21 protein-coding genes are annotated in these 25818 nt (G+C 74.2%); 6 read left to right on the top strand and 15 right to left on the bottom strand.

What is annotated here, in order from left to right:
- Positions 1–113: 113 nt before the first annotated feature.
- The 3 genes from smc to MID12_RS06095 form a co-directional block, all read right to left on the bottom strand.
- On the bottom strand, positions 114–3674 hold the full coding sequence (gene smc / locus MID12_RS06085) for a chromosome segregation protein SMC (RefSeq protein ID WP_263165306.1): 3561 nt from the start codon (positions 3672–3674) through the stop codon (positions 114–116).
- Between the two features lie 275 nt (positions 3675–3949).
- Positions 3950–4156 (bottom strand): hypothetical protein, encoded by a 207-nt coding sequence (locus MID12_RS06090; protein ID WP_040247803.1) that lies wholly within the window; start codon positions 4154–4156, stop codon positions 3950–3952.
- Positions 4157–4555: 399 nt separating this feature from the next.
- Positions 4556–4837 (bottom strand): acylphosphatase, encoded by a 282-nt coding sequence (locus tag MID12_RS06095; RefSeq protein ID WP_040247806.1) that lies wholly within the window; start codon positions 4835–4837, stop codon positions 4556–4558.
- Between the two features lie 164 nt (positions 4838–5001).
- On the opposite strand from MID12_RS06095, the gene MID12_RS06100 reads away from it, so the two are divergent.
- The gene (locus tag MID12_RS06100; protein ID WP_263165309.1) at positions 5002–5823 is read left to right on the top strand and encodes a CAP domain-containing protein; all 822 of its coding nucleotides are present in this window, start codon (positions 5002–5004) and stop codon (positions 5821–5823) included.
- A 139-nt stretch (positions 5824–5962) separates the two neighbouring features.
- Here the strand turns inward: MID12_RS06100 and mutM are convergent, their stop codons facing one another.
- The 8 genes from mutM to recG form a co-directional block, all read right to left on the bottom strand.
- Positions 5963–6826 (bottom strand): bifunctional DNA-formamidopyrimidine glycosylase/DNA-(apurinic or apyrimidinic site) lyase, encoded by an 864-nt coding sequence (gene mutM, locus MID12_RS06105; RefSeq protein ID WP_040247811.1) that lies wholly within the window; start codon positions 6824–6826, stop codon positions 5963–5965.
- Between the two features lie 108 nt (positions 6827–6934).
- Positions 6935–7789, bottom strand: coding sequence for a ribonuclease III (gene rnc / locus MID12_RS06110; protein WP_397915629.1), 855 nt, complete (start codon positions 7787–7789; stop codon positions 6935–6937).
- A gap of 7 nt (positions 7790–7796) precedes the next feature.
- Positions 7797–7970, bottom strand: a complete 174-nt coding sequence (gene rpmF / locus MID12_RS06115) for a 50S ribosomal protein L32 (protein ID WP_040247813.1) — start codon at positions 7968–7970, stop codon at positions 7797–7799.
- A gap of 2 nt (positions 7971–7972) precedes the next feature.
- Entirely contained in the window at positions 7973–8644 is a 672-nt protein-coding gene (locus tag MID12_RS06120; protein WP_040247815.1) for a YceD family protein, read from the bottom strand.
- 213 nt (positions 8645–8857) lie between these two features.
- Complete coding sequence (locus MID12_RS06125) at positions 8858–10051, bottom strand: ATP synthase F0 subunit B (protein ID WP_040247818.1); 1194 nt, start codon at positions 10049–10051, stop codon at positions 8858–8860.
- 153 nt (positions 10052–10204) lie between these two features.
- A complete protein-coding gene (gene coaD, locus MID12_RS06130) occupies positions 10205–10684 on the bottom strand; it encodes a pantetheine-phosphate adenylyltransferase (RefSeq protein WP_210430278.1) in 480 nt (159 codons plus the stop codon).
- A 23-nt stretch (positions 10685–10707) separates the two neighbouring features.
- A complete protein-coding gene (rsmD, locus tag MID12_RS06135; RefSeq protein WP_263165316.1) occupies positions 10708–11307 on the bottom strand; it encodes a 16S rRNA (guanine(966)-N(2))-methyltransferase RsmD in 600 nt (199 codons plus the stop codon).
- A gap of 167 nt (positions 11308–11474) precedes the next feature.
- A complete protein-coding gene (gene recG / locus MID12_RS06140; RefSeq protein WP_263165317.1) occupies positions 11475–13715 on the bottom strand; it encodes an ATP-dependent DNA helicase RecG in 2241 nt (746 codons plus the stop codon).
- Positions 13716–14022: 307 nt separating this feature from the next.
- On the opposite strand from recG, the gene MID12_RS06145 reads away from it, so the two are divergent.
- Both MID12_RS06145 and MID12_RS06150 read left to right on the top strand, forming a co-directional pair.
- Positions 14023–15867 (top strand): HSP90 family protein, encoded by a 1845-nt coding sequence (locus MID12_RS06145; RefSeq protein ID WP_078844784.1) that lies wholly within the window; start codon positions 14023–14025, stop codon positions 15865–15867.
- Positions 15864–19274, top strand: a complete 3411-nt coding sequence (locus MID12_RS06150) for a tetratricopeptide repeat protein (RefSeq protein ID WP_263165318.1) — start codon at positions 15864–15866, stop codon at positions 19272–19274. The genes MID12_RS06145 and MID12_RS06150 overlap by 4 nt, the downstream gene beginning before the upstream one ends.
- Before the next feature lie 16 nt (positions 19275–19290).
- Here the strand turns inward: MID12_RS06150 and MID12_RS06155 are convergent, their stop codons facing one another.
- Positions 19291–21237 carry a DAK2 domain-containing protein gene (locus MID12_RS06155; RefSeq protein WP_411577046.1) on the bottom strand — a complete coding sequence of 649 codons (1947 nt, stop codon included), beginning with the start codon at positions 21235–21237 and terminating at the stop codon, positions 19291–19293.
- 195 nt (positions 21238–21432) lie between these two features.
- Here MID12_RS06155 and rpmB point away from each other — a divergent pair, with 195 nt between their 5' ends.
- Positions 21433–21618: a 50S ribosomal protein L28 gene (gene rpmB / locus MID12_RS06160; RefSeq protein WP_040247828.1), complete on the top strand. Its 186-nt coding sequence runs from the start codon at positions 21433–21435 to the stop codon at positions 21616–21618.
- 155 nt (positions 21619–21773) lie between these two features.
- Here rpmB and thiD read toward each other — a convergent pair whose 3' ends face one another.
- Both thiD and MID12_RS06170 read right to left on the bottom strand, forming a co-directional pair.
- A complete protein-coding gene (gene thiD, locus MID12_RS06165; RefSeq protein WP_263165322.1) occupies positions 21774–22598 on the bottom strand; it encodes a bifunctional hydroxymethylpyrimidine kinase/phosphomethylpyrimidine kinase in 825 nt (274 codons plus the stop codon).
- Positions 22595–23560 (bottom strand): thiamine-phosphate kinase, encoded by a 966-nt coding sequence (locus MID12_RS06170; protein ID WP_040247834.1) that lies wholly within the window; start codon positions 23558–23560, stop codon positions 22595–22597. Before MID12_RS06170 ends, thiD begins: the two co-directional genes overlap by 4 nt.
- A gap of 288 nt (positions 23561–23848) precedes the next feature.
- Here MID12_RS06170 and MID12_RS06175 point away from each other — a divergent pair, with 288 nt between their 5' ends.
- Both MID12_RS06175 and MID12_RS06180 read left to right on the top strand, forming a co-directional pair.
- Positions 23849–24082 (top strand): Lrp/AsnC family transcriptional regulator, encoded by a 234-nt coding sequence (locus MID12_RS06175; RefSeq protein WP_040247837.1) that lies wholly within the window; start codon positions 23849–23851, stop codon positions 24080–24082.
- Between the two features lie 20 nt (positions 24083–24102).
- A complete protein-coding gene (locus MID12_RS06180) occupies positions 24103–24603 on the top strand; it encodes a DUF3515 domain-containing protein (protein ID WP_040247842.1) in 501 nt (166 codons plus the stop codon).
- 48 nt (positions 24604–24651) lie between these two features.
- Here MID12_RS06180 and MID12_RS06185 read toward each other — a convergent pair whose 3' ends face one another.
- Positions 24652–25800 (bottom strand): D-alanine--D-alanine ligase family protein, encoded by a 1149-nt coding sequence (locus tag MID12_RS06185; protein WP_263165324.1) that lies wholly within the window; start codon positions 25798–25800, stop codon positions 24652–24654.
- Between the last annotated feature and the right edge of the window lie 18 nt (positions 25801–25818).

The following is a 25818-nucleotide window of genomic DNA, read 5'->3' on the forward strand; positions in this document are numbered from 1 at the left end:
GTCTTCAAGTTTTTACGTCAAGGGGTGGGTTCGAGAAAGAAAGCCGCCGTAAAGGGACGAGGAGTGTTCAGGTGTCGAAGAGATGATGGGCTCAAGGAGTGGCCCCGGGCGGTTCAGCGCAGCCGCTGGCTGATCACCTTGGAGACCCCGTCGCCCTGCATCGACACCCCGTAGAGGGCATCGGCGACCTCCATCGTGCGCTTCTGGTGCGTGATCACGATGAGCTGGGAGGCCTCCTGGAGCTCCTGCATGATGCGGATCAGGCGCTGCAGATTGGTGTCGTCGAGGGCGGCCTCGACCTCGTCCATCACATAGAAGGGACTCGGCCGCGCCTTGAAGATCGACACCAGCATCGCCACCGCGGTCAGCGAGCGCTCGCCGCCGGAGAGCAGGGAGAGCCGCTTGACCTTCTTGCCCGGCGGCCGGGCCTCGACGTCGACGCCGGTGGTGAGCATGTTCTCCGGGTCGGTGAGGATCAGCCGGCCCTCGCCGCCGGGGAAGAGCCGCGAGAAGACGCCCTCGAACTCGCGCGCGGTGTCCCGGTAGGCCTCGGTGAAGACCTGCTCCACCCGCTCGTCGACCTCCTTGATCACCTGCAGCAGGTCGGCCCGGGTCTTCTTCAGGTCCTCCAGCTGCTCGGAGAGGAACTGGTGCCGCTCCTCCAGGGCCGCGAACTCCTCCAGGGCCAGCGGGTTCACCTTGCCGAGCTGCTGGTAGGCGCGCTCGGCGGACCTCAGCCGCTTCTCCTGCTCGGCGCGGACGAAGGGCCGGGGCCGGTTGCGCGGGTGCTCCGGGTCCTCGGGCAGCTCCTCGCCCTCGGCGGGCGGGGAGGGCGGCACCGGCTGCCCGGGCCCGTACTCCGCGACCAGGCCCGCCGGTTCGACACCCAGCTCCTCCAGGGCCTTGGTCTCCAGCTGCTCGATCCGCATCCGCTTCTCGGCGCCGAGGACCTCGCCGCGGTGCACCGAGTCGGTGAGCTTGTCCAGCGCGGACTTCAGGTCGCGGCCCCGGCCGCGGGCGGTGGCGAGCTCCTGCTCCCGGGCGCCCTTGGCCCGCTCGGCGAGCGCCCGCTCGGCCTCGGCGCGGGCGAGCGAGACCTCGACATGGGCGAGCAGCTGCCGCGCGCCGGAGGCGACCGCCCCGGCGACCTCGGCCTCGTGCCGCATCCGGGCCCTGCGCTGCTCGGCCCTGGCCCGCGCCTCCCGTTCGGCGCGCGCGGCGCGGTCCAGTCCGTCGGCCCGCCCGGCGAGCCCCTTGACCCGCTCCTCGTGGGTACGGACCTGGAGCCGCGCCTCCATCTCGGTCTGCCGGGCGTTGGCCCCGTCGGCGGCGAGCCGGTCCCGGGCGGCGGTGTCGGGCTCCTCGTCCTCGCCGAAGGGGGAGGTCTCCTCGGCCACGGCCAGGCGTTCGGCTAGCTCCTCGGCCTCGGTGGCCGCCCGCTCGTAGGCCTCCTGCGCCCGGTCCGCGGCGGCGGCCGCGCGCTCGGCCTCGCCCGCGGCGCCCCGGGCCTGACCGCCGAGCCGCCCGAGCTCCTTGGCCACGGCGGACTTCTCGCGGTCGGCGGCCCGCCTGCGCTCGCCCAGCTCCTCGACGAGCGCGGCGGCGGCCCGGCGCTCCTCGCCCGCGCGCTCCTTCTGCGCGGCGAGCTCCTCGCACCGCAGGGCCAGCTCCTCCAGACGGGCCGCGGCCTCGTCCACGGAGGCCTGCACCTCCAGCAGGCTCGGCGCTCCCGCGGAGCCGCCCTGGGCGAAGTGCGCGCCGAGCAGGTCGCCCTCGGCGGTCACCGCGGTCAGTTCCGGGTGGGCGCGGACCAGGTCCTCGGCGTCCTCCAGGGTGGGTACGACGACCAGTCCGGCGAGCAACCGCCGTACCGCGGGCAGCAGTTCGGCAGGGGCGCGGACCAGGTCGGCGGCGTAGGCGAGGCCCTCGGGGCGGGCGGTGCCATCGGGTCCCGCGGCGTCGGCGAGCAGGAGGGCGGCGCGGCCCGCGTCCTGTTTGCGCAGCAGCCTCAGGGCGTCGGCGGCGCTGGCGGGACCGGCCACCGCGATCGCGTCGGCGGCGGCGCCGAGCGCGGCGGCCAGCGGCACTTCATGGCCGGGGCTGACGCTCAAGAGCCCGGCGGCGGGGCCGAGGACGCCGGTGAGCTGGTCCTTGGCGTCGAGGAGCGCGCCGGTGCCGTCCTTGCGGCGCAGCCCGAGGGCGAGCGTCTCGTGCCGGGCGGCGAGCGCGGCCCGGGAGCGGTCGGCCTCGGCGGCGGCCTCCCGCGCGGCCGAGAGCGCGGACTCGGCCTCGGCGAGCGCCGCTCTGGCGCCCTCGTGCCGGGCGGCGAGTTCGGTGTCGTCGGCGTCCAGCCCGTCGACCTCGGCCTGCAGCTGCTCGTACTCCTCCTGGGCGGTGACCGCGCGCTGCTGCGCCTCGTCGCGGGCGGCGGCCAGCCGCTCGATCTCCTGCTGGGCCGAGGCGGCGCGCGAACGGGCCGCCCCCGCCTGCGCGTTGAGCCGGGCCAGGCCCTCCCTGCGGTCGGCGATGGCGCGGGCGAGGTCTTTCAGGCGGCGTTCCTCGGCGGCGAGTTCGCGTTCCAGCTCGGCGCGGTGGGAGACGGTGTCCTCCAGGGCGCGTTCGGCGGCCTCCAGGGCGGCTTCGAGTTCGGCCTCCTGCTCGCGGATCCGGGCGGCCTCGCGCTCCAGGTCCTCCGGGTCCCGGCCGCGGCGCTCCTCGGGGGGCGCGCCGGTGGCGCTCTTGACCCGGGCGTCGGCGAGGCTGACGGTGCCGCGCACCCGCTCGGCGAGCTGGGAGAGTTCGTACCAGGTCTGCTGGGCCCGCTGGAGCCGCGGGGCCAGGCGCCGGACCTCGTCCTCCAGCTGGGCCTCGCGGTGGAGCGCGGCCTTCAGCTCGGCCTCGGTGGCCTCCTTGCGCTCTTTCAGGGCGGCCTCGTCGGCGACCTCGGTGCGCAGCGCCTCCTGGAGGCCGACGAGGTCGTCGGCGAGCAGCCGAAGCCGGGCGTCGCGCAGATCGGCCTGGATGACGGCGGCCCGGCGGGCGACGGCGGCCTGCCGTCCGAGCGGCTTGAGCTGGCGGCGGAGTTCGTCGGTGAGGTCCTGCACGCGGGCGAGGTTGGCCCCCATCGCGTCCAGCTTCCGCAGCGCCTTCTCCTTGCGCTTGCGGTGCTTGAGGACGCCCGCGGCCTCCTCGATGAAGGCGCGGCGGCCCATCGGATCGGCGTGCAGTACGGAGTCGAGCTGGCCCTGGCCGACGATGACGTGCATCTCGCGGCCGATGCCGGAGTCGGAGAGGAGTTCCTGGATGTCGAGGAGGCGGCAGGTGTCTCCGTTGATCTGGTACTCGCTGCCGCCGTTGCGGAACATGATCCGCGTGATGGTGACCTCGGCGTACTCGATGGGCAGGGCGCCGTCGGAGTTGTCGATGGTCAGCGAGACCTCGGCGCGGCCGAGCGGGGGGCGCCCGGTGGTGCCGGCGAAGATGACGTCCTCCATCTTGCCGCCGCGCAGGGACTTGGCGCCCTGTTCGCCCATGACCCAGCTCAGCGCGTCGACGACGTTCGACTTGCCGGAACCGTTCGGTCCGACGACGCAGGTGATGCCCGGCTCGAATCTCAGCGTCGTGGCCGAGGCGAAGGATTTGAAGCCGCGCAGGGTCAGGGCCTTGAGGTGCACGCCGCTGGACTCTACCTCCCCGGTCCGCCGCGGCACCGCCCGCTCGAAGCCGCCGGGGCGCGTCGACGCGCCTGCCTGCGATGTCTCAGCGGGTGAACACGCGGTTTCACTGTCCTAGGTGGAGGGCACATGACAGATGACGAAAGGGGCTCGGGGAGCCCGTCCCGCGCGAACGGGGGCCGGACACAAAGCAGAAGGGACGCCGAAGCGTCCCTTGCGGTTTCGAGCGAGGGGCTGCCGGGACGGCAGCCCGATCGATGGGTAAGCAGGGATCGTCAGGTGAGCGCAGGCTCGGCCTGGGATACGTCGATGCCCTCGAGGAGCGGGTCGCCGTGCGATGCGGCAGCCGCCAGCGCGTCGTTCTCGGCCTGGATCCGTCCGAGCTCGGATTCCAGATCCTGGACACGCTGCTGGAGCCTTCGCATCTCGGCGAGGAGTCGCGGGTCGGAGCCGCCGACGTAACCGAGAAGCGCCTTTGCCATGATGGATGGTCCTCCACAATGAGTGACCGACCGATGCGGTGGGGTCGTGGTCGTGGTCGTGAGGGAAATCGCTGCCCCGGCCTCGGCATGCTCGTTGTTGCGGGCTCTTTTCACATGCCGAACGACCAAGGTGCGCGGGGACTTCCAGAGTCTCACCAAAAAGTTTGACGGTCAACACGATCACGGCCCGTATCGGCGGGCGGCCGGGGTGTCAGCGCACGGAATGTGCGGCACCGCTTGCCGGGCGCAACCCTCTGCACGGCGGGCGTCTGGAGATCATTTTTGCTCGCGGCGCGCCGTCGGGCAAGACCCTTTCGGCAATCACCTGGGAATTTCTGCGCGCCGGGGCCGCCGGCAGCGCCCCGGCGGCAGCTCAGGCCGGTTCCCCGCGGCTTCCCCTCAGCGAATCGCGAAGCTCTCGTAACCGCCCCGCGGGGTGTCCCAGATCTCAGTGACGCCCGCGACCTTCCCGGGTGTGTCGCCCGCGCGGAGCCAGTCGAGCAGGTGTTCGCAGCCTTCGCGGGGCCCCTCGGCGACCACCTGGACCCGGCCGTCGTCCAGGTTGAGAGCAAAGCCACTCAGCCCGCCGATCTCCAGCGCCCGCGCCCTGGTGAACCAGCGGAAACCCACGCCCTGCACGCGGCCCCGCACCCAGGCGGTGAGCCGGACTTCTTCCGTCATGGCTGCACGCTAACCGCCCGGCCGCTCTCGGAGCACACCCGTACCGCCTCCCATGGGGTACCGTCCCCCTCCAATAAGTCTCACTCGATTGGGTGAATTCCCCTCAAGGGGGGCGCTGGAGGAGAAAGGGCCGGAGTATGGGACGCCATCGGAAGAAGGGCTCCGTGCCCGTGCGTACGGGACTGCTGGGCGCCTCCGCCGCGGTGGCGGCGGGCGTGGTGGCCCTGGCCACCGGTGTGCTCCCCGCCGACAGCCTCCACCTCACCTCGGACGGCGGCCACGAGACGGTGGGCGCCGACCGGAGCCCCTCGGGCCTGCGCACCCAGACCGGCGCCGAGCTCCCGCCGTGGGCGCGGGCCGGCACCGGATCCGCGAGCCCCTCCGACACCCCGGCCAAGGGTTCCGGCAAGCCCGAGCCGCGCCCGGAGCGGAGCGGCCACGAGAGCGCCGAGCCGAAGAAGAGCCCGCGCCCCGAGCGGACGGCCACCCCCGAGAAGTCCACCGCCCCCAGCAGGACGGCGGCCCCGCGCAAGACCACGGCCCCGGAGAGGACCACGGCCGCGCCCCGGCCGACGCGCACCAGCGAGCCCCCGGCCTCCCCCTCCCCCGGCGGGGACCCGGAGACCCAGGTGCTCAACCTGGTGAACGAGGAGCGGGCCGCGGCGGGCTGCTCCCCCGTCAAGCCGGACGCCGAACTGGCCGCCCTCGCCGAGAACTTCAGCAAGGACATGGACGCCAGGGACTTCTTCGACCACACCGACCCGGACGGCGACACCCCCTGGGACCGCGCCGAGCAGGCGGGCATATCCGGGCTCGGCGGCGAGAACATAGCCCGCGGCCAGGCGGACGCGGAGGCGGTCATGGACTCCTGGATGAACAGCGAGGGCCACCGCGCCAACATCCTCAACTGCGAGTTCACCCGGCTCGGCGTCGGCGCCCACTTCGGCGACGGCGGGCCGTGGTGGACCCAGGACTTCGGGTACTGAGCGGCACGTCCCCGTCGTCGGGCGCGCGGTGTCGGCACCGGCCAACCGCCGTGCCGCGCAAGGAGATTGACGCCCTCTCAGCCGGAGCCGCCAACTCACCGCCGAGCCCCGCTACTTCACATGACGGTGGCCCAACCCCTCAGGCCGGTACCGCCCGTGGTGCCCGCTGGCAGCGGGGGCAGAAGTAGCTGGAGCGGTTCATCCAGGGGCGGCGGCGCATCGGGGTGCCGCAGCGGCGGCAGGGTTCGTCCTCGCGGCCGTAGGCGTCGAGCGAGCGGTCGAAGTAGCCGGACTCGCCGTTCACATTGACGTAGAGGCTGTCGAAGCTGGTGCCGCCGACGTCGAGCGCGGCGGTCATCACCTCCCGTACGTGGCCGAGGAGTTCGGCCGACTTGGGGCGGGTGAGGGTGGCGGTCGGCCGGTCGTAGTGGAGCCTGGCGCGCCACAGGGCCTCGTCCGCGTAGATGTTGCCGACGCCGCTGATCAGGGACTGGTCGAGCAGGGCGCGTTTGACGGTGGTGCGGCGGCGGCGCAGCGCGGTGTGGAAGGACTCCTCGTCGAAGTCCGGGTCGAGCGGATCGCGGGCGATGTGGGCGATGACCTCGGGCAGTCCCTCCGCGGTGTTCTCGTGCAGCGAGAGGCCGCCGAAGGTGCGCTGGTCGACGAAGCGGAGTTCGGTGCCGAGCGCGTCGGCGAAGCGGATGCGGATCCGCAGGTGCTTCTCGTCGGGGGCCGCCTCGGTCTTCACCAGGAGCTGTCCGCTCATGCCGAGGTGGGCCAGTACGGAGAAGCCGGCGTCCTCGACCGGCAGCCACAGGTACTTGCCGCGCCGGTGCGGGGCGGCGAAGGTGACCCCGCCGAGGCGGCGGGCGAAGTCCTCGCCGCCCGCGAGGTGGCGGCGTACCGCCCGCGGGTGCAGCACCTCGGCGCTCGCCACCGGGCGGTGGGCCACCCAGCGCGCGAGTCCGCGGCGTACGACCTCGACCTCGGGCAGCTCGGGCACTCTCTGTCTCCTTCGCGGGGCGGGCCACGGTCCTTCGCGGGGTGGGCCGCAGACGAGAGTGCCCGCTCCCCGGCGGACCGGGGCGCGGGCACCTGCGTTTCGTCCGGCTCAGGCCGGGGCGGAGCCCGTCGCCGGGGAGTCGGCCCCGGACGGGGGCTGCTGCTCCTCGGCGGCCTCGGCGGCCGCCGCCTTCACCCGTGCGTCGGCGTCGGCGCGGATGGCGCGCCAGGCCGACTCGGCAGCCTGCTGCTCTGCTTCCTTCTTGCTGCGGCCAGTGCCGGTGCCGTACGAGACGCCTCCGACGCGGGCGGCAGCTGTGAAGGTCTTCTCGTGGTCGGGGCCGGTCTCCGAGACCAGGTACTCGGGCACGCCGAGCCCCTCGGTCGCGGTGAGTTCCTGGAGGCTGGTCTTCCAGTCCAGTCCGGCACCGAGGTTGGAGGACTTCTCGATGAGCGGGTCGAAGAGCCGGTGCACCAGCTCCGCCGCCGCGTCGAGTCCCTGGTCGAGGTAGACCGCGCCGATCACCGCTTCGAGGGTGTCGGCGAGGATGGAGGCCTTGTCCCGGCCGCCCGTGCCCTCTTCACCGCGGCCGAGCCGGATGAAGGAACCGAGTTCGAGCCCGCGGCCCACCTCCGCCAGCGCGCGCGAGTTGACCACCGCGGCCCGCAGCTTGGCCAGTTGGCCTTCGGGCAGATCGGGGTGGGTGCGGTACAGCGTGTCCGTGACCACCAGGCCGAGCACGGAGTCCCCGAGGAACTCCAGGCGCTCGTTGGTGGGCAGGCCGCCGTTCTCGTACGCGTAGGAACGGTGGGTCAGCGCGCGCACCAGAAGGGCGGACTCGAGCCGATAGCCGAGCCGCCCTTCCAGAAGCGTGTGGGACGAGGCCGTGTCCGCCGCTGCGCTCCCACCGGAGCGAGGGGCGTTCTTCCGGGTTTCCCGGGTTTCCGACACTGTGCCTCTCACCAGCCGCTCAGACCTCGAGGACCTGGCGCTTGTTGTAGGTGCCGCAAGCGGGGCAGGCGATGTGCTGCTGCTTGGGCTCACGGCAGCGCTCGCACGCGACCAGGGTGGGGACCGCAGCCTTCCACTGCGACCGGCGGTGGCGCGTGTTGCTGCGCGACATCTTCCGCTTCGGAACAGCCACGGCTACTTCTCCTGCTTCTCGGCGGCGGGTCCCGACTCGGGTCCCTCACCGCTCATCTCGTCCTTCTCGCCGTCCCGGGTGGTTCCGGCGAGTCCCTGCAGTGCCGCCCAACGGATGTCGACGGCGTCGTGGTGGTGGTCCGGATCGTCCGCGAGCCTGACTCCGCACTCGGAGCACAGTCCCGGGCAGTCCTCCCGGCACACCGGCTGCATCGGCAGTGCGAGCACCACCGCATCCCGCAGCACGGGTTCGAGGTCGAACATGCCGTCCTCGAGGAAGAGCCTGTCCTCGTCCTCCTCGTCCTCGGCCGGGTCCGGGTCGGATCGTGCGATCCCACGGCCCCGCTCGTCGGCGTCAGGGTACGAGAACATCTCCTGGAAGTCCGCTTCGACGTCGAGTCCGAGCGGCTCCAGACACCTTACGCACTCCGCCTCGGCCGTGGCACGGGCGGTGCCGGTGACGAGCACACCTTCCATGACGGACTCCAGGCGGAGGTCGAGTTCCACCGGGGCGCCTTCCGGCACCTGTACGACGCCCTCGATACCGAAGGGCGCCTCACCGCCCGGGGCGTCGACGGTCCGGTCAAGACGCTGGAGCGCGCCGGGACGCCGACCCAGCTCATGTGTGTCGAACACGAGCGGGTTGCGGTGGTCAAGGCGGGCGTTCGCGGCCATTCCTGCTGTCGGTCCTCAGAACTCGGTGGGGTGCTGCACGGCCCAGGCCCGTCGGAACGGGCGAGCCTCGTACAGCGGTGATCGGCGCACGGCGCGGGGCGCGCGTGACCGAAGAGCCAGGATACTTGACCTTTCGCCCACGGCCCAATCCGGTCCCCGAAGCATGCTCGGGGGCCGCCGGCGGCGGCCGGTCCGGGCGGTCGGGGCCCGGGGTCAGCGGCCCTGTTCGTACTGGCGCAGCTGCTCCGCCGAGATCATCCCGGTGTCGAAGAGGCTGGTCTCGTCCAGGGCGGTGGGCTCCTGCGGGGCCTGGGGGTGGCGGCTCTGCGGGTAGCCGTGCTGTGGGTCGTAGGCGGCCGGATCGTAGCCCTGGCCGAGGGGGTCCTGGCCCTGGAGCGGGTCCTGCGGGTAGGGCTGGGGCGGGTAGCCGCCCTGGGCGTAGGGGTCCTGCTGCTGCGGGTAGCCGTAGGCGTCCGGCTGGGCGTAGGGCTGCTGGTAGCCGCCGTAGGGATCCTGCTGCTGGTAGCCGTACGGGTCCTGGGCGGCGTAGGCCCCGGTCTGGGCGGCGGCCTCCTGGGCGGCCGGGGCGTAGGACGGCTGCTCGGGTTGGGCGAAGGGCGTCGGGGACGGGGGCGGCGGGACCGCCGCGGGCGGCTCGGGGGCGGCGGGGGCGGCCGGTGCCGCGGCGGGTCCGGCGAGGCCCGCGAGGTAGTCCGAGTCGGTGGTGTGGCCGCCCTCGGCGCCCAGCTCCGCGAGGGCGCCGAGCTCGTCGGTGGCGACCCTGCCGTGCAGCTTCTGGCGGCCGCGGCCGACCGCCTCCAGGGTCTTGGCGAGCACCGCCTCGAAGGCGCCGAGCTTCACGTCCACATAGGCGTCGGCGCGCTGCCGCAGCGTCTCGGGGTCCTGGCTGCGCTCGGGGGCCTCGGCGTAGTCGGGGTCCTCGTAGCCCTGTTCGCCGCCGGGCTGGGCGCCGAGCAGCTTCTCGCGGCCGCGGCCGACCGAGCCGAGGGTCTTGGTGAGCACGACCTCGAAGTTGGCCAGCTTGGAGTCGACGTAGTCGTCGGCCTCGGCGCGGACCTCCTCGGCCTCCCGGCGGGCCTCGGCGAGGATGCGCTCGGCCTCGTCCTGGGAGTGCCGGGCGATCTCGGTGCCGGAGACGAGGGAGCCGCGTTCGGCGCGGGCGGAGGCGAGGATGCGCTCGGCCTCCTGGCGGGCCGCGGCGACCATCTGGTCCCGGTCGCCGATCAGCTCCTGCGCCTGGGCCAGCGAGCCGGGCAGCGCCGCGCGGACCTCTTCGAGCTGCGCGAGCAGCTCGGCGCGGTTGACCACGCAGGAGGCCGACATGGGCATGGACCGGGCGCCTGTGACTGCGTCGACGATCTCGTCGAGCTTCTTCTGCACGTCCACCGTGTGCTCGCCACTCTCTTGCCTTGACGGGAGTCCCTTGACGGGAGTCGGACGCCCCCGGGTCGCGGGAGACGGACGCTCACGACTGTACGGCCTGGCGCGGGCCCGCCGACACCGTCTGACGGGCCCTCAGGCGCCGGACGGCTCCCGCCCCTAGGTGCGGCCGAGGCGCCGGTTCAGGGCGCCGAGCACCTGCGGGGGCACCAGGTGGGCGACGTCGCCGCCCCAGTTGGCGACCTCCTTGACCAGCGAGGAGGAGAGGAAGCTGTAGGTCGGGTTGGTCGGCACGAAGAGCGTCTCGACTCCGGAGAGGCCGTTGTTCATCTGGGCCATCTGGAGTTCGTAGTCGAAGTCGCTGACGGCGCGCAGGCCCTTCACGATGGCCGGGATGTCGCGCTGCTTGCAGAAGTCCACGAGCAGTCCGTGGAAGGACTCGACCTCGACGTTGCCGAACTCGGCGGTGACCTCGCGGATCAGCTCGATCCGCTCCTCGACCTCGAAGAGGCCCTTCTTGGACTGGTTGATCATCACCGCGACGTGCACGACGTCGTACAGCCGGGAGGCTCGGGAGATGATGTCGAGATGTCCGTTGGTGATGGGGTCGAACGACCCAGGACAGACGGCGCGGCGCAACTGAAGTCCCTCGCTCTCCGATGTCATGAGGCGTCTGTGCGTCCGGGGACGGTCACAGCGGCGGCGCGACCGTACCAAAACGTTCCCTCGCCGTAGCGGCGGGAGCGCAGTTCCTCGAAGCCCTCCGGCCAGGTGTAGGGGCCGCCCCGGGTGCTGCGCTCCACGGTGACCAGCGCGTCCTCGGTGAGCCAGCCGCCCGCGCGCAGTGTGATCAGGATCTCCCGCAGTTCCGTGTCGGGCACCGCGTAGGGGGGGTCCAGGAAGACCAGTCCGTACGGTTCCCCGGGGGCCGGGGCCGCCACGATCTGCTCCGCCCTGCCCGCCCTGACCTCGGCGCCGGGCAGGCCGAGCGCGCGGACGTTCTCCCGCAGGGTGCGCACCGCCCGGGCCTCGGACTCGACGAGCAGGCAGTGCGCGGCGCCGCGGGAGAGCGCCTCCAGGCCGACCGCGCCGGAACCGCCGTAGAGGTCGAGGACGCGCTCGCCCTCGAAGCCGCCGCCGAGCAGCGAGGCCCAGGTGGAGAAGAGGCCCTCGCGCGCGCGGTCGGAGGTCGGACGGGTGCCGTTGCCCGGCGGTACGGCGAGTCGGCGTCCACCGGCCCGGCCGGCGATCACGCGGGTCATCGGAGCCCTTCGTTCTTCTGCTCGTTCTGCGGGGGGGTCGGGTCGGCCAGGTTGTTCAGGGTGGCCGGATTCCGGGTTCCTCCCGCGTACGGGCGGTCCCGGCTCGTACGCGGTGCTCTTCCACGATAGGCGGCGGGGGCGGGGCGGCCACCCCTGTCCCCCTGCGCTCAGCCCTTGTCGAGGTACTGCTCGCGCTCCTCGTCGAGCAGGGCGTCGAGGGCGGTGCGCAGCCCCGGATAGCCCTGGAGCTCCGGGTCCTCGGCGACCAGGGCGCTCGCCTCCTGCCGCGCCTCGGCGATGATCTCCTCGTCCTCGATGACGGCGAGGACCTTGAGGCTGGAGCGCACCCCGGACTGGGCCTGGCCGAGCACATCGCCCTCGCGGCGCTGTTCGAGGTCGATCCGGGAGAGCTCGAAGCCGTCCAGGGTGGCGGCGACCGCGCCGAGCCGGGCCCGGGCGGGGCTCGCCTCCGGCATCTCGGTGACCAACAGGCAGAGCCCGGGCGCGGAGCCCCGGCCGACCCGGCCGCGGAGCTGGTGCAGCTGGGAGACGCCGAAGCGGTCGGCGTCCATGATGACCATGGCGGTGGCGTTGGGGACGTTCACCCCGACCTCGATCACGGTGGTGGCCACCAGGACGTCGCTCTCGCCCGCGGCGAAGCGGCGCATCACCGCGTCCTTGTCCTCGGGCGGCATCCTGCCGTGCAGGATCTCCACCCGCAGGCCCTTCAGCGGGCCCGCGGACAGCTCGGCGGCGACCTCGACCACCGCGAGCGGCGGGCGCTTCTCCGGGTCCTCGGCGGCGGACTCCTTGCCCTTGGCGCCGTCCTTGCCGCCCTTCGGGGCCGCCTTCTCGTCCTCGCCGTCGCCGATGCGGGGGCAGACCACGTACGCCTGGTGGCCCTGGCGGACCTCCTCGCGGACCCGCTCCCAGGCGCGGGCGAGGAAGTGCGGCTTGTCCTGGGCGGGCACCACATGGCTCGCGATCGGTGAGCGCCCGGCGGGGAGCTGGTCCAGGACGGAGGTCTCCAGGTCGCCGAAGACGGTCATGGCGACGGTGCGCGGGATGGGGGTGGCCGTCATGACGAGCAGGTGCGGCGGCTGCTTGCCCTTGCCGCGCAGGGCGTCGCGCTGCTCCACGCCGAAGCGGTGCTGCTCGTCCACCACGACCAGGCCCAGGTCGTGGAACCGCACCTTGTCCTCGATCAGCGCATGGGTGCCGATGACGATCCCGGCCTCGCCGGTGACCAGGTCCAGCAGGGCCTGGCGGCGGGCGGCGGCGCCCATCGAGCCGGTGAGCAGCACGACCTTGGTGGACTTCTCGGCCGCGCCGAGGGTGCCGCCCTCGGCCAGCTCGCCCATCATCTCGGTGATCGAGCGGTGGTGCTGCTGGGCGAGCACCTCGGTCGGGGCGAGCATCGCGGCCTGGCCGCCCGCGTCGACCACGGCGAGCATGGCGCGCAGGGCGACCAGGGTCTTGCCGGAACCGACCTCGCCCTGGAGCAGCCGGTGCATGGGGTGGTCGGTGGCGAGGGCGGCGAAGATCTCCGCGCTGACCGTCCGCTGGCCCTCGGTGAGGGTGAAGGGCAGACGGGCGTCGAAGGCGTCGAGGAGGCCGTCCGGGCCGGGGATCCGGGCCACGGCGGGCAGTTGGCTCTCGTCGTGGCGGCGGCGGGCGAGGGCGACCTGCAGGACGAAGGCCTCGTCCCATTTGAGGCGGGCGCGGGCCTGCTCGATGTCGGCCTTGGTGCGCGGCCGGTGGATCTTCTCCAGGGCCTCGGGCAGCGGCAGCAGTCCGCGCCCCTCGCGCAGCGCGGGCGGCAGCGGGTCCAGGGCCTCCTGGGCGCTGGGCAGCACCGCGTCCACCGCCTTGGCGATCTTCCAGGATTCCAGCTTCGCGGTGGCCGGGTAGAGCGGGATGAGGGCGCCCGCCCAGCTGTCCACCGCGTCCTCGGCTCCTTCGCCGCGCAGCAACTGGTAGGCGGGGTGGGCCAGTTGCAGCTTGCGGTTGAAGACGGAGACCTTGCCCGCGAACATCGCCCTGGTCCCCGGCAGCAGGTCCTTGTGCGGCTTGTGCACCCCGCGGCCGAAGAAGACCAGCTGGAGCTGTCCGCTGCCGTCGGTGATGACGACCTCAAGGCGCTGCCCGCGGCCGGAGTTGAAGGTGAGGATCCGGGCGGTGGCGACCTGGGCGACCACGGTGACGTGCTCGTCGAGCGGGAGTTCGGCGAGCCGGGTCAGCTCGCCGCGCTCGGCGTAGCGCCGGGGGTAGTGGTGCAGGAGGTCGCCTGCGGTGTGCATGTCGAGTGCCTCGGCCATCACCTTCGCGGTGGCGGCGCCGAGGACCTTCTTCAGGGGCTGTCGCAGCGGCTGGGGCTGCGCTTCTTCGGGCACGGACACGCCCCCCATTGGACACCACGGCACCGACAACGCCCGGCAACCGGGGCACCGGCCCCGGCCCGGCGCCGCCCGGCCGCACCGGCAGCCGCCCGGCCGCGCGGCACGGCCGCCCCAACCCCCGTACGCCGTACGGGAGTCGGCCGCGCACCCCGCGAGCGGGCGGCCGACCACCCTCCGCAGCACGGCAGTTACCCGATGATCGGCTGGTCACAAGGCTGACCGGCGGCCTAGGATGACGCACTCCCCCCGCAGCCGCCCGCGGTTCCCACCGGAACCGCCCGACCCGCGCCGCCCCTCCCCCACCGGCGAAGCGAGCATGGACCCTTCGACATTGCCGACACCGCCGACACCGCCGTCGCCGCACTCCTTCCAGGTCGACCTGCGCGGCCTGGTGGACCTGCTCTCCCACCACCTCTACTCCAGCCCCAAGGTCTATCTGCGCGAGCTGCTGCAGAACGCCGTCGACGCCCTCACCGCCCGCCTCGCCGAGGAGCCCGGCGCCCCGGCCCGGGTGCGGCTCTACGCCGAGGAGGGCGCCCTGCGGGTGGAGGACACCGGCATCGGCCTGACCGAGGCGGATGTGCACAGCCTGCTCGCCACCATCGGGCGCAGCTCCAAGCGGGCCGACGGTCTTGAGGCCGCGCGGGAGGGACAGGCCGGATTCCTCGGGCAGTTCGGCATCGGGCTGCTCGCCTGCTTCGTGGTCGCCGACCGCATCCGGGTGGTCAGCCGCAGCGCCCGCGAGCCCGGGGCGCCCCCGGTGGAGTGGACCGCGAGCGACGACGGCTCGTACACCGTGCGCACCCTCGACGAGGCCGCGCGCCCCGAACCGGGCACCACCGTCCACCTGGTGGCCCGCGGCGACACCCGCGAATGGCTGACCGAGGACCGGGTGCGCGCCCTGGCCCGGGACTTCGGCGCCCTGCTCCCCTACGACGTACGGGTCGGCGAGGAGCCGATCGGCGAGCTGCCCGCGCCCTGGGACCGTTCGTACCCGAGCCCGGCCGCCCGGCGCGGCGCCCTGGCCGCGCACTGCCAGGAGGTCTTCGGCTTCGCCCCGCTGGACAGCATCACCCTGGACATCCCGCTGGCGGGCGTCCGCGGCGTCGCCCATGTGCTGCCCGCCGCGGTCAGCCCGGCCCAGCGCGCCCGGCACCGGGTCCATCTCAAGGGCATGCTGCTGACCGAGCGGGCCGAGCAACTCCTGCCCGACTGGGCGTTCTTCGTGCGCTGCGTCCTCGACACGGACAGCCTGCGGCCCACCGCCTCCCGCGAGTCCCTGTACGAGGACGAGACCCTCGCCACCGTCCGGGACGCCCTCGGCGCCCATCTGCGGGACTGGCTCGCCCGCCTCGCGGCCGGGGACCCCGAGCGGCTCGGCGCCTTCCTCGCCGTGCACCACCTCGGCGTGAAGTCGCTGGCCCGCCACGACCCGGACATGCTGCGCACCATGCTGCCCTGGCTGCCCTTCGAGACCACCGACGGGCAGCTCAGCCTGGAGGAGTTCGCCGGGCGGCACCCGGTGGTGCACTTCACCCGCACCGTGGAGGAGTTCCGCCAGGTCGCGCCGATCGCCGCCGCCCAGGGCATCGGCGTCGTCAACGGCGGCTACACCTATGACGCCGCCCTCATCGAGGCGCTGCCCTCGGTGCGCCCGGGCACGGTCGCCGCCGAACTCGACGCCGACACCGTCACCGCGCACCTGGACCCCGTCGAGCCCGCCGAGGAGCTGGCGCTCGCCGGGTTCCTCGGCACCGCACGCGCCCGGCTCGACGCGCTCGGCTGCGAGGTGGCGCTGCGCTCCTTCCACCCGCTCTCGGTGCCCGCCCTGCACCTGGACGACCGGGCCGCCCGCCACGAACAGGCGCGCGAGGAGGCCGCGGAGGGCGCCGACGAACTCTGGGCGGGCATCCTCGGCTCGCTGCGCGGCGAGGCCCCGCGCGCCCGCCTCGTCCTCAACCACCTCAACCCGCTGGTACGGCGGATCAGTTCGCTCGGCGATCCCGGACTCGTCGGCACCGCGGTGGAATCCCTCTACGGCCAGGCGCTCCTCATGGCCCAGCGCCCGCTGCGCCCCGCCGACTCCGCGCTCCTCAACCGCTCCTTCCTCGGCCTGCTCGAATGGGCCACCCACCACGCCCCGGAACAGGACGGCACATGAGCCACCCCCGGCCCGGCTCCCCGGCCATGGACTTCGGCGAGCTGCGGGCGGCCGTCGCCGAGAACGACGAGCAGCCGGAGGGCCCGGCCCGCAACGCCCGCGCCGAGCAGCTGCTCGCCGAGGCGGAGCGGCTCGGCATCCCGCTCGCCGTGGTCGAGGCCCTCGGACACCAGCTGCGGTCGTACAACTACAGCTCCGAGAAGGACAAGATGTTCGTGCCCTTCGCGCGGCTGCTGCGCATGTGGGACGAGCGCCCGGGCGACTTCGACTCCTACGAGGCGCACTCCCTGCACTGGGTCTTCAAGTGGATGTCCGCGGGCATGCTCGGACAGCCGCACATCCCGCTCGCCTCCATCGAGAAGTGGCTCGCCGAGATGGCGCACCGCTACCGGCTCGCCGGACACTCCGAGCGGGCGGTGCGCTCCTGCGAGCACGCCGTCGCCCGCCACATCGGCGACACCGCGCGCGCCCAGCGGGCCTACAAGGCCTGGCTCGCCGCCGACCGCGACGACATGGCCGACTGCCACGCCTGCGAACTGCACGAGCAGGGTTCCTGGCAGGCCCACCGGGGCGAGGACCGCGCCGCCCTCGCCCTGTGGGCGCCGGTCCTGTCCGGCGAGCACAGCTGCGCCCACGAACCGCACGCCGCCCTCGCCTCCTCGCTCCTGCCGCTGCTGCGCGAGGGCCGCCCGGACGAGGCCCGCGCCAACCATCTGCGCGGGCTGCGCCTGGTGCGCCCCATGGAGAGCATGCGGGAGGCCTTCGCGGACCACGTCGAGTTCTGCGCGCTCACCGGCAACGAGCCCCGCGCCCTGGAACTGCTCGCCGAGCGCCCCGCCTACTTCACCGCCGACGGCGACCCGCTGAGCCGGATGGAGTTCCTGGCCGTGGTGACCCGCCTGATGGACCGCCTGGTCGCCCTGGGCCACGGCTCCCAGCAGGTGCCGGGTCCCGCGGGCCGCACCTGGCAGGCCGCCGGGCTCGCCGCCCACGCCCGCGCCGAGACCCTGGCCCTGGCCGCCCGCTTCGACGCCCGCAACGGCACCGGCCACCTCGGCGCCCGCGTCCGCGCCCGCATGTCCGCGAAGCCGCTCGCGGAGCGCCTGCCCCTCGGCATCCGTACGACCAGGCCGGCGACCGTGCCGCGACCTGCACCGGTACCGGCCGCCGAGACCCTGCCTCCCGCCGCGTCCCTGCCGCCCGCCGAGACCCTGCCGGCCGCCGGATCCCTGCCGACTGCCGGATCCCCGTCGGCCACCGCCGCATCCCTGCCGCCCGCCGACTCCGCTCCCGGTGCCGGAGGGCAGCGGGCAGACGGCCCCGGTGCCGCGGACGCCCCCGCGGCCGAGGACCGGCTGGCCGCACTCCTGGACCACGCGCGGGCGGCCACCGCGGCCCAGCGTCCGGAGGCGGTGGCGGCCTGGGCGGCGGTGGCACGGGCGGCGGAGGCCGGTGACGGCGCCCTCGGCGCCCGGGACCGCGCGCGGGTCGCCGAGCACCGCGCCTGGGACGCGGCGGCGGAGCCCGACGAGGCGGTGGCCTGCCTGCACGAGGCGGCCGCCCTCTTCGAGGAGGCGGCCGACCCCGGCGAGGCCGAGGCCTGCCGCGCCCGCGCGGCCGCGGTACTCGCCCGCACCGGCCTCCTGCCCGAGGCCCGGGCAACCGCGGCCGAGGCCCGCTCCCGGGTCCTCGCCCTGCACTCCCGGGGCGCCACGGGGGCCCCGCAGACCGCCGCGGTCCTCGCCGCCCGGGTACGGGTGCTGCTGGCCGGGGTGGCTGCGGAGGACGCGGCCGGGCAAGTCGCCCCCGCAGCCGGGGAGTTCGGCCGCGAGGCGGAGCAGACCTCCGACGAGGCCTTCCGCGAAGCGGAGCAGGCCGCCGAGGAGCTGCTCGCCTTCGCGGAGGCGCACGCCGATGAGCCCCCGCTCCCCTCCCGGCTCGCCGAGGCGCACGCCGCGCTCGGTGAACTGGCGGAGCATCGGGGCGAGTTCACCGCGGCCGGTACGCACTACCGCGCCGCGGCCGAGCTGTTCACGCGCGCCGAAGTGCCGTGGTTCGCGGCCGAGTACGAGATCCGGCTCAGCGATCTGCTGCGCGGGCGCGGCGACGTGGCGGGCGCCCTGGCCGCGGCCGGGGCCGCCCTGGAGCACGGCGGCGGCCACCTCACCGCGTCCGGCAGGGCCCGGGTGCACCTGCGCCTCTCCGACCTCCTCGGCGCCACCGGAGGGCCCGAGGGGACGGGACAGAGCGCCGAGGCGGCCGCGCACGCCCTGGAGGCCGCGCACTGGGCGGACGAGGCGGGCGAGAGCGGCACCCTGGGCGCCTGGGCGCGCCACCGGCTCGGCGGGCTGCTGCTGCGCGAGAACCGGCACGCGGAGGCCGCCGAGGTGCTGGAAGGCGTCCTCACCGAACTCTCGGCCGAGACCCACGGCGAGGGCCCCGTGGTGCAGACGCGCTGGTGGCTCGGCGAGAGCCTCAGCGCCCTGGGCGAACACCGCGCCGCCGCCGAACACTGGCTCCGGGCGGCCGAGTCGGCCCGCACCTGGCCGGAGCAGGACGACCACGCGGCCCTCGCCCACCTCGCGGGCGAGGCCCTCAGCCGGGCCGGTCTGCCGCGCGAGGCGGCCCGCGCCTACGCCCGCGCCTCCGAACTGTGGCGCGGCCTCGGCGACACCCCCGGCCTGGTCCGCAGCCTGCGCGCCCGCGCCTGGCTGGCCCGGGAACTCGACGCACCGCAGGAGGCCCGCACCCTGATGGCCACCGCCCTACGAGAGGCCGAGACGGCACTGCGGAGTGCCGAGGAGGCCGGGACCATCAGGACCACCGGAACCACCGAGACCCCCGAGACGGCCGAGGACAACGCGCCCGCCGACACCACCGCGACCTACAGGACCGGGGCTACCCAGACCGCCGGAACGGCCGAGACCGCCGGAACCACCGACACCCCCGAGACCCCCGAGACCCCCGAGGACATCGCACCCGCCGGGACCGGAACCACCGAAGTCGAGGACCTCCGCACCCGCCTCGCCGCCGAACACGCCGACACCCTGCACCAGTTCGCCGGTCTGCTGCCCCATCTCGCCCCCGGCGCCCCGGACGGCGACCCCGACCCGGAGGCGGCGCGGCAGGCGTACGAGGAGGCCCTGGCCCTGATGGACCGCGCCGCCGAGGCCTTCGGCGCACTGGGCCCGGCCGCACGCGAACGCCGTGCCGCGGCCCTGCTCGAAGCGGGCTGGCTCGCCCACCACCTCGGCCGCCCCGCGGCTGCGGCCGACCGGGCCCGCCTGGTCGAGCGGGAGTACGCCGAGGAGGACTCCGACAGCGCCGCCCAGCACCGTGCCGAGGCGGCCGAACTCCGGCTCGCGGCAAGGGAATCGGGCAACTCCGCGCCGAGCCAAGGCACTTGAGCGGCGGCAGCCGCCCCTACTCCACCCCGACCAACAGCAGCGCCGACCCCCGGCCGCCCCGGTAGACCACGGTGTCCACCGCCAAGTGCCGTTCCCGTACGTGCTCTTCGAGCTGTTCGGCGAAGGTGTCGGGGAACTCCTCGCCGAGGACCAGGGTGACCAGCTCGCCGCCCGCCGAGAGCATCCGGTCGAGCACGGTGACCGCCATGCCCTGGACGTCGTCGCCGATCACGGCCACGTCCCCGTCGATGAGGCCGAGCACGTCCCCGGCCTGGCAGACGCCCGCCATGGTCCACGACTGCGCCTGGGCGACGGCCAGTTCGCCGTGGCGGGTGGCACCGGCGGCCGAGGTCATCTGGACCACGTCCTCGTCGAAGCGCCGCTCCGGCTCGTGCACGGCGAGCGCCGCGAGCCCCTGCACCGCGGAACGGGTCGGGATGACGGCGACCCGCAGCCCCTCGGAGCGGGCCTGTGCGGCGGCGGCCGCGGCGGTGTGCCGCAGCTCGGTGTCGTTGGGCAGCAGCACCAGTTCCTCGGCGTGCGCCCGGTGCAGGGCCCCGAGGAGTTCGGCGCTGGCGAGCTGGTGGCCGGGGCGCAGCGGCACCGTCGTCGCCCCCGCCTCGGCGTACAGCTCCGCGAGGCCCTCGCCCGGCACCACCGCCACCACGGCCCGGGGCGCCCGCGCGGGCAGCGGCCGTCCGGTGCGGGTGTGCACGTCCCCGGCGGCGAAGTGGGTGATCCGGATCCGGTACGGGCGGCCCGCCTCGATCCCGGCCTCGACCGCGGCGCCCGCGTCGTCCACATGCACATGGACGTTCCACAGCCCCTCGCCGCCGACCACCACCAGGGAGTCACCGAGGGCGTCGAGCCGCTCGCGCAGCGCGGCCACCGCCGGTTCCTCCGCCTCCAGGAGATAGATCACCTCGAAGGCGGGCCCGGTGCCGTCGTCCGCGGCTCCTGAGTCGTCCCCCGCGGCCCCGGTGTCCGCCGCGGCCTCGCTGCCGCCGACCGCGGGCTCGGCGCACTCCGGCGCCGCGGGCCCGGGCGGCGCCTCGCTCCGCACGGCAGGGGCCCCACCGGCGCCGGGCTCCGCGGGGGAGGCCGCGTCCGCCGCGGATTCCGTCCCGCGCCCCTGGCCCCGGCCCCCGGCGGGATCCGGCCGCTGCCCGGTCAGCGCCTCCACCAGGGCCGCGAGCACCGCCACCAGTCCGCGCCCGCCCGCGTCCACGACTCCCGCGCGGTCGAGCACGGCGAGCTGCCCGCGGGTGGCGGCCAGCGCCGTCCTGGCGCCCTCGTAGGCGGCGCGGGCGACGGCACCGCAGTCGCGTTCGCCGCCGAGCCGGTCCGCGGCCCGCGCCGCCGCGGTGGCCACGGTCAGGACGGTGCCCTCCACGGGGTGCGCGACGGCCTGGTAAGCGGAATCCGCCGCCCGGCGCAGGGCCAGGGCGAGCAGGCGGCCGTCGGCGGCGTCCCCCGAGGCGCGGTCGCCGCTCTCCGCGGGCGGCGCCGCCCCGTCCCGTACGCCTGCTGCCTGCGCCTCGGCGGATCCGGGCAGCGCCGACCGGTCCCGGCCGACCGGGCCCGGGGCGTCCTGGGCGAGGACCTCGGCCATGCCCCGCAGCAGCTGCGCGAGGATGGTTCCGGAATTGCCGCGCGCCCCGATCAGCGCGCCGTACGCCATCGCCCGTACCGCCTCGCCGAGGGAGAGCGGGTGACCGGCCCCGGCGGACTCGGGGGCCCCGCCGCCGGTGAAGACCTGCTCGATCTCCTGGGCGGCGGACTCCAGGGTCAGATAGAGGTTCGTCCCGGTGTCACCGTCCGCGACCGGATAGACGTTGATCGCGTCGATCTCCTCGCGGGCCCGGCCGAGGGCGCCGAGGGCCAGCGCGCACCAGACACGTACGGCGCCGGCGTCGAGGAACTGCGGCACCCGTGCCTCCTTGCTCGGTGGACTGGGAGGCAGGGTAGACCCAGGCCCGCCTGCGGGCGGGTTCGGGGGGCGGGGGCAATCATGGTAATTTCGTCGAACCGGAGCACCCGTTGTATGCTGCTCCGGTTGCCCGATACTTTCGGGCCTTTTCCCCCTGGCACCGCCACTCAGACCTCTGACCCGGCATGCCGGGTTCAACCGTAAGTTCTGAAGTCTTTGGAGTGACCCGTGGCTGCCAACTGCGACGTCTGCGGCAAGGGGCCGGGCTTCGGCAACAACATCTCGCACTCGCACCGCCGTACGCCGCGTCGCTGGAACCCGAACATCCAGCGCGTGCGTGCCGTGGTCGGCGGGACGCCGAAGCGGCTCAACGTCTGCACCTCGTGCATCAAGGCCGGCAAGGTCGCGCGCTGACGTCTGGCAGCGTGACCACTCAGCTGGTTGCCGTGAAGGGCCGGTCCACCTCCGGGTGGGCCGGCCCTTCACTTATGTGCTCCCCGAGGTGCACCGGTAGCGGCTCACCGGGGTGCACCGGCTCCGTCCTCCGGGCGTAGACCGGTCCGGGAGCCTCAGCCGTCCCCGCCCCCGGTGAACCGCCAGCCGTGGTCCACCGGCCCGATCCCCGCCCCCAGCGCGAACCCGGCGGCGAGCGCCCCGGTGACGTACTCCTTGGCCCGGGCCGCGGCCTCGGGCACCGGCAGTCCCCCGGCGAGACCCGAGGCGAGCGCGCTGGCGAGGGTGCACCCGGTGCCGTGGGTGTGCCGGTTGTCGTGGCGGGGGGCGCGCAGCCAGTGCTCGGCGGTGCCGTCGGTGAGCAGGTCGACGGCCTCGCCCGGCAGATGGCCGCCCTTGATCAGCGCCCAGCGCGGGCCGAACTCCAGGACCGCCAGGGCCGCTTCGCGCAGCCCCTCGGCGGACTCCACCCGGATGCCGGTGAGTTGGGCCACCTCGTCGAGGTTGGGGGTGGCCACCGTCGCGACCGGAAGCAGCCGGTGGCGTACCGCGTCCAGGGCCGAGTCGGCGAGCAGCGGGTCCCCGTGCTTGGAGACGCCCACGGGATCGACGACGACCGGGGCCGTGCCCGCGGCGAGGAGTTCGGCGACGGTCTCCACCAGGACCGCGGAGGAGAGCATGCCGGTCTTCACGGCCTCGACCCCGATGTCGTCCACCACGGCCCGGTACTGGGCCCGTACCGCCTCCGGCGGGAGTTCCCAGGCGCCGTGCACGCCGAGGGAGTTCTGCGCGGTGACCGCGGTCAGCACGCTCATCCCGTGCACGCCGAGGGCCAGCATGGTCTTCAGATCGGCCTGGATGCCCGCGCCGCCGCCGGAGTCGGAACCGGCGACGGTCAGCACGCGGGGCGGGGCGCTGCCCGGGGTACGCGGGGTGCTCATGACTCGATGTCCCCGAAGTGGTCCCAGCCGCCCTTGCGGGTCCAGGGGGCGCCGTCCACCGTGACCTGCGGCAGGGCGGAGAGGTTCTGCACCTCGCCCATCACCGTCCAGCGGGCGGGCAGTTTCACCTCGGGCGGGAAGGTCGCGACGATCGCGTGGTCCTCGCCGCCGGTGAGCACCCACTGCAGGGGGTCCACGCCGACGGCCTGGCCGATGTCGTTCATCTGCGAGGGCACGTCGACCGCGCCGGAGCGGATGTCGATCCGCACCTTGCTGGCCTCGGCGATGTGCCCGAGGTCGGCGATGAGCCCGTCGCTGATGTCGGTCATCGCGGTGGCGCCGAGCGCGGCGGCCGCGGGGCCCGCGTGGTACGGGGGCTCCGGGCGGCGATGGGCCTCCACGAAGGCGCGCGGGGAGCGGAAGCCGCGGGAGAGCACCGCGTGACCGGCCGCGGACCAGCCGAGCCAGCCGGTGACGGCGACCACGTCACCGGGCCGCGCACCCGCGCGCGTCACCGGCTCCTGGCCCCGCATGTCACCGAGCGCGGTGATGGCGACGGTGATGGTCTCGCCGCGCACCAGGTCCCCGCCGACCACCGCGGCACCGGCGACCTGGCACTCGTCGCGCAGCCCGTCCATCAGCTCCGAGGGCCAGGTGGCGGGGAGTTGGGCCGGCACGATCAGGCCGAGCAGCAGCGCGGTCGGTACGGCGCCCATCGCGGCGATGTCCGCGAGGTTCTGCGCGGCGGCCTTGCGGCCCACGTCGTAGGCGGTGGACCAGTCGCGGCGGAAGTGCCGTCCCTCCAGGAGGATGTCCGTGCTCGCCACGACCCTGCGGTCCGGCGCGGCCACCACCGCGGCGTCGTCCCCCGGCCCGATCCGGACCGCCGGGGTGGTGGTGAGCCGGGAAGTGAGCTCCCTGATGAGCCCGAACTCCCCCAACTCGCCCACGGTTCCCTTCACCGCGTCTCACCTTTGCCTTTCACCGGTCTGCTGGTTTCCCCGGGCCGCGGCTCTCCGCCGTCCGGTGGTGCGGGTGCCCCCAGTGTCCCCCGGGGCCCTGGGCGCGCGGTCGCGGGGACACCGCGGGCTCGGTACGGTCGTGGCGGGCGAGCCCGGCGCGCCTGTGGCACTCCGAGTCCGCCGTCGCGGCCGTGGGTCTCCCCGCGGCGCACGGCGACGCGGTACCGTGGCGTCCCTTTCCGTACGTGATCCCTTGCACAGCGTCCTCGTGGCCGCCCTGGAGGTTCCGTGGTACAGGCGTACATCCTGATCCAGACGGAGGTCGGTAAAGCATCGGCCGTCGCCGAGACGATCAGTGACATCCCCGGCGTGGTGCAGGCCGAGGACGTGACCGGCCCCTACGACGTCATCGTCCGCGCCAAGGCGGACACCGTCGACGAACTGGGCCGCCTGGTGGTGGCGAAGGTGCAGCAGGTCGACGGGATCACCCGGACCCTGACCTGCCCGGTCGTGCATCTGTAGCCCCCGTCTACGCTTGGCCGGTGAACTTCTCGCTCTCCCGCCGCCCGGCTGCCGCCGGCCCCCCGGCCGCCCTCGCCCTGCTGCTGCTCGCCACGGCCTGTACCTCCGGTGACGGGGGAACAGAGGCCGAGGTTCCCGCCCCCCGCGCCGAAGCGGCACGGCTGTGCCGGGACCTCGGCGGGCGGTTGCCGCGCGAGGTCGCCGGGGACGGGAGGAACGACCCGCGGCCGCGGTCCGAACTGACCGCGGGCTGGGGCGATCCGGCGATCATACTTCGCTGCGGGGTGGAGCGCCCCGCGAAGATGGACGATCTGAAGGCCGACGGCGTGGAGGTGGACGGCGTCGGCTGGCTCCTGGAGAAGCAGCAGGACGGCTCCTTCCGCTTCACCACGGCCCGGCGCAAGGCCTATGTCGAGGTCACCATCCCCGAGGGCCGCACCGGCGAAGGCCTCGCCCCGCTCACCGACTTCGCCGCCCCGATCAGCAGGACGGTCCCCAAGGGGATCGCCTCCAGGCTGTAGTTCCGGTGACGGCGGCCGCCCGGCGGCGGCTCGCGGGCGGGCCCGCGGCTAGCGCAGCCCGGTGGAGCGGTTGAGCGCCGCCTGGATCAGCCGGTCGACGAGTTCGGGGTAGGCCACGCCGCTCTCCTGCCACATCCGCGGGTACATGGAGATCGGGGTGAAGCCCGGCATCGTATTGATCTCGTTGATGACGAAGCCGTCCTCGGTGAGGAAGAAGTCCGCGCGCACCAGGCCCTCGCAGGAGGTCGCCTCGAAGGCGGCCACGGCCAGGCGCCGCACCTCGGCGGTCTCCTCCTCGGTGAGCGGCGCGGGCACGATCCCGGCGGCCGAGTCGATGTACTTGGCCTCGAAGTCGTAGAAGTCGTGCGAGGTGACCGGCGGGATCTCGGCGGGCAGGCTGGCCCGCGGCCCGTCCTCGAATTCGAGCACCCCGCACTCGATCTCCCGCCCGCGCAGCAGCGATTCGACCAGGAACTTGGGGTCGTGGCGCCGGGCCTCGGCGATGGCCTCGTCCAGGCCCTCGAAGGAGTCGACCTTGGTGATGCCCATCGAGGAGCCGCCCCGGGCGGGCTTGATGAACAGCGGCCAGCCGTGGTCGGCGGCGAACTCCGCGATCCCGGCCCGCGCCCCCGCCTCGTCCTGCTCCCACTCCCGCGGCCGCACCACCAGGTAGGGCCCGACCGGCAGCCCGAAGGAGAGGAAGATCCGCTTCATGTACTCCTTGTCCTGGCCGACCGCCGAGGCGAGCACACCGGCGCCCACGTACGGGATCCCGGCGAGGTCGAGCATGCCCTGCAGGGTGCCGTCCTCGCCGTAGGGGCCGTGCAGCATCGGGAAGACGGCGTCCACGTCCCCGAGCGCCTTGGGCACCAGGCCCGGTTCGGCGTAGACCACCTCGCGGTTGGCGGGCTCGACCGGCAGGATGACCGCGCCCTCGGCGGACTCGGCGAGCTGGTCGACGCTCGGCACCCGGCGCTCGGTGATGCCCATGCGGTCCGGTTCGTCCGCGGTGAGCGCCCATCGCCCGTCCCGTGTGATGCCGATGGGCAGCACGTCGTACTTGGTGCGGTCGATGGCCCGCAGGATGGCACCGGCGGTGACGACCGAGATGCCGTGCTCGGAGCTGCGGCCGCCGAAGACGACGGCGATGCGCGGCTTGCGGGTCTCGTGGCTCTGGGAGGAGTTCTCGCTGCTCATATCGCGATGAGCGTACCC

Source organism: Streptomyces sp. SCSIO ZS0520, assembly GCF_025643355.1.
Classification (GTDB): Bacteria; Actinomycetota; Actinomycetes; order Streptomycetales; family Streptomycetaceae; genus Streptomyces; species Streptomyces physcomitrii.

Bases quoted from the DNA above. Each gene is read 5' to 3' on its own strand.
- MID12_RS06090 (WP_040247803.1), bottom strand. From the start codon at position 4,156: ATGGCAAAGGCGCTTCTCGGTTACGTCGGCGGCTCCGACCCGCGACTC.
- MID12_RS06095 (WP_040247806.1), bottom strand. From the start codon at position 4,837: ATGACGGAAGAAGTCCGGCTCACCGCCTGGGTGCGGGGCCGCGTGCAG.
- MID12_RS06120 (WP_040247815.1), bottom strand. From the start codon at position 8,644: ATGGCCGCGAACGCCCGCCTTGACCACCGCAACCCGCTCGTGTTCGAC.
- rsmD (WP_263165316.1), bottom strand. From the start codon at position 11,307: ATGACCCGCGTGATCGCCGGCCGGGCCGGTGGACGCCGACTCGCCGTA.
- recG (WP_263165317.1), bottom strand. From the start codon at position 13,715: ATGGGGGGCGTGTCCGTGCCCGAAGAAGCGCAGCCCCAGCCGCTGCGA.
- MID12_RS06145 (WP_078844784.1), top strand. From the start codon at position 14,023: ATGGACCCTTCGACATTGCCGACACCGCCGACACCGCCGTCGCCGCAC.
- MID12_RS06150 (WP_263165318.1), top strand. From the start codon at position 15,864: ATGAGCCACCCCCGGCCCGGCTCCCCGGCCATGGACTTCGGCGAGCTG.
- thiD (WP_263165322.1), bottom strand. From the start codon at position 22,598: ATGAGCACCCCGCGTACCCCGGGCAGCGCCCCGCCCCGCGTGCTGACC.
- MID12_RS06185 (WP_263165324.1), bottom strand. From the start codon at position 25,800: ATGAGCAGCGAGAACTCCTCCCAGAGCCACGAGACCCGCAAGCCGCGC.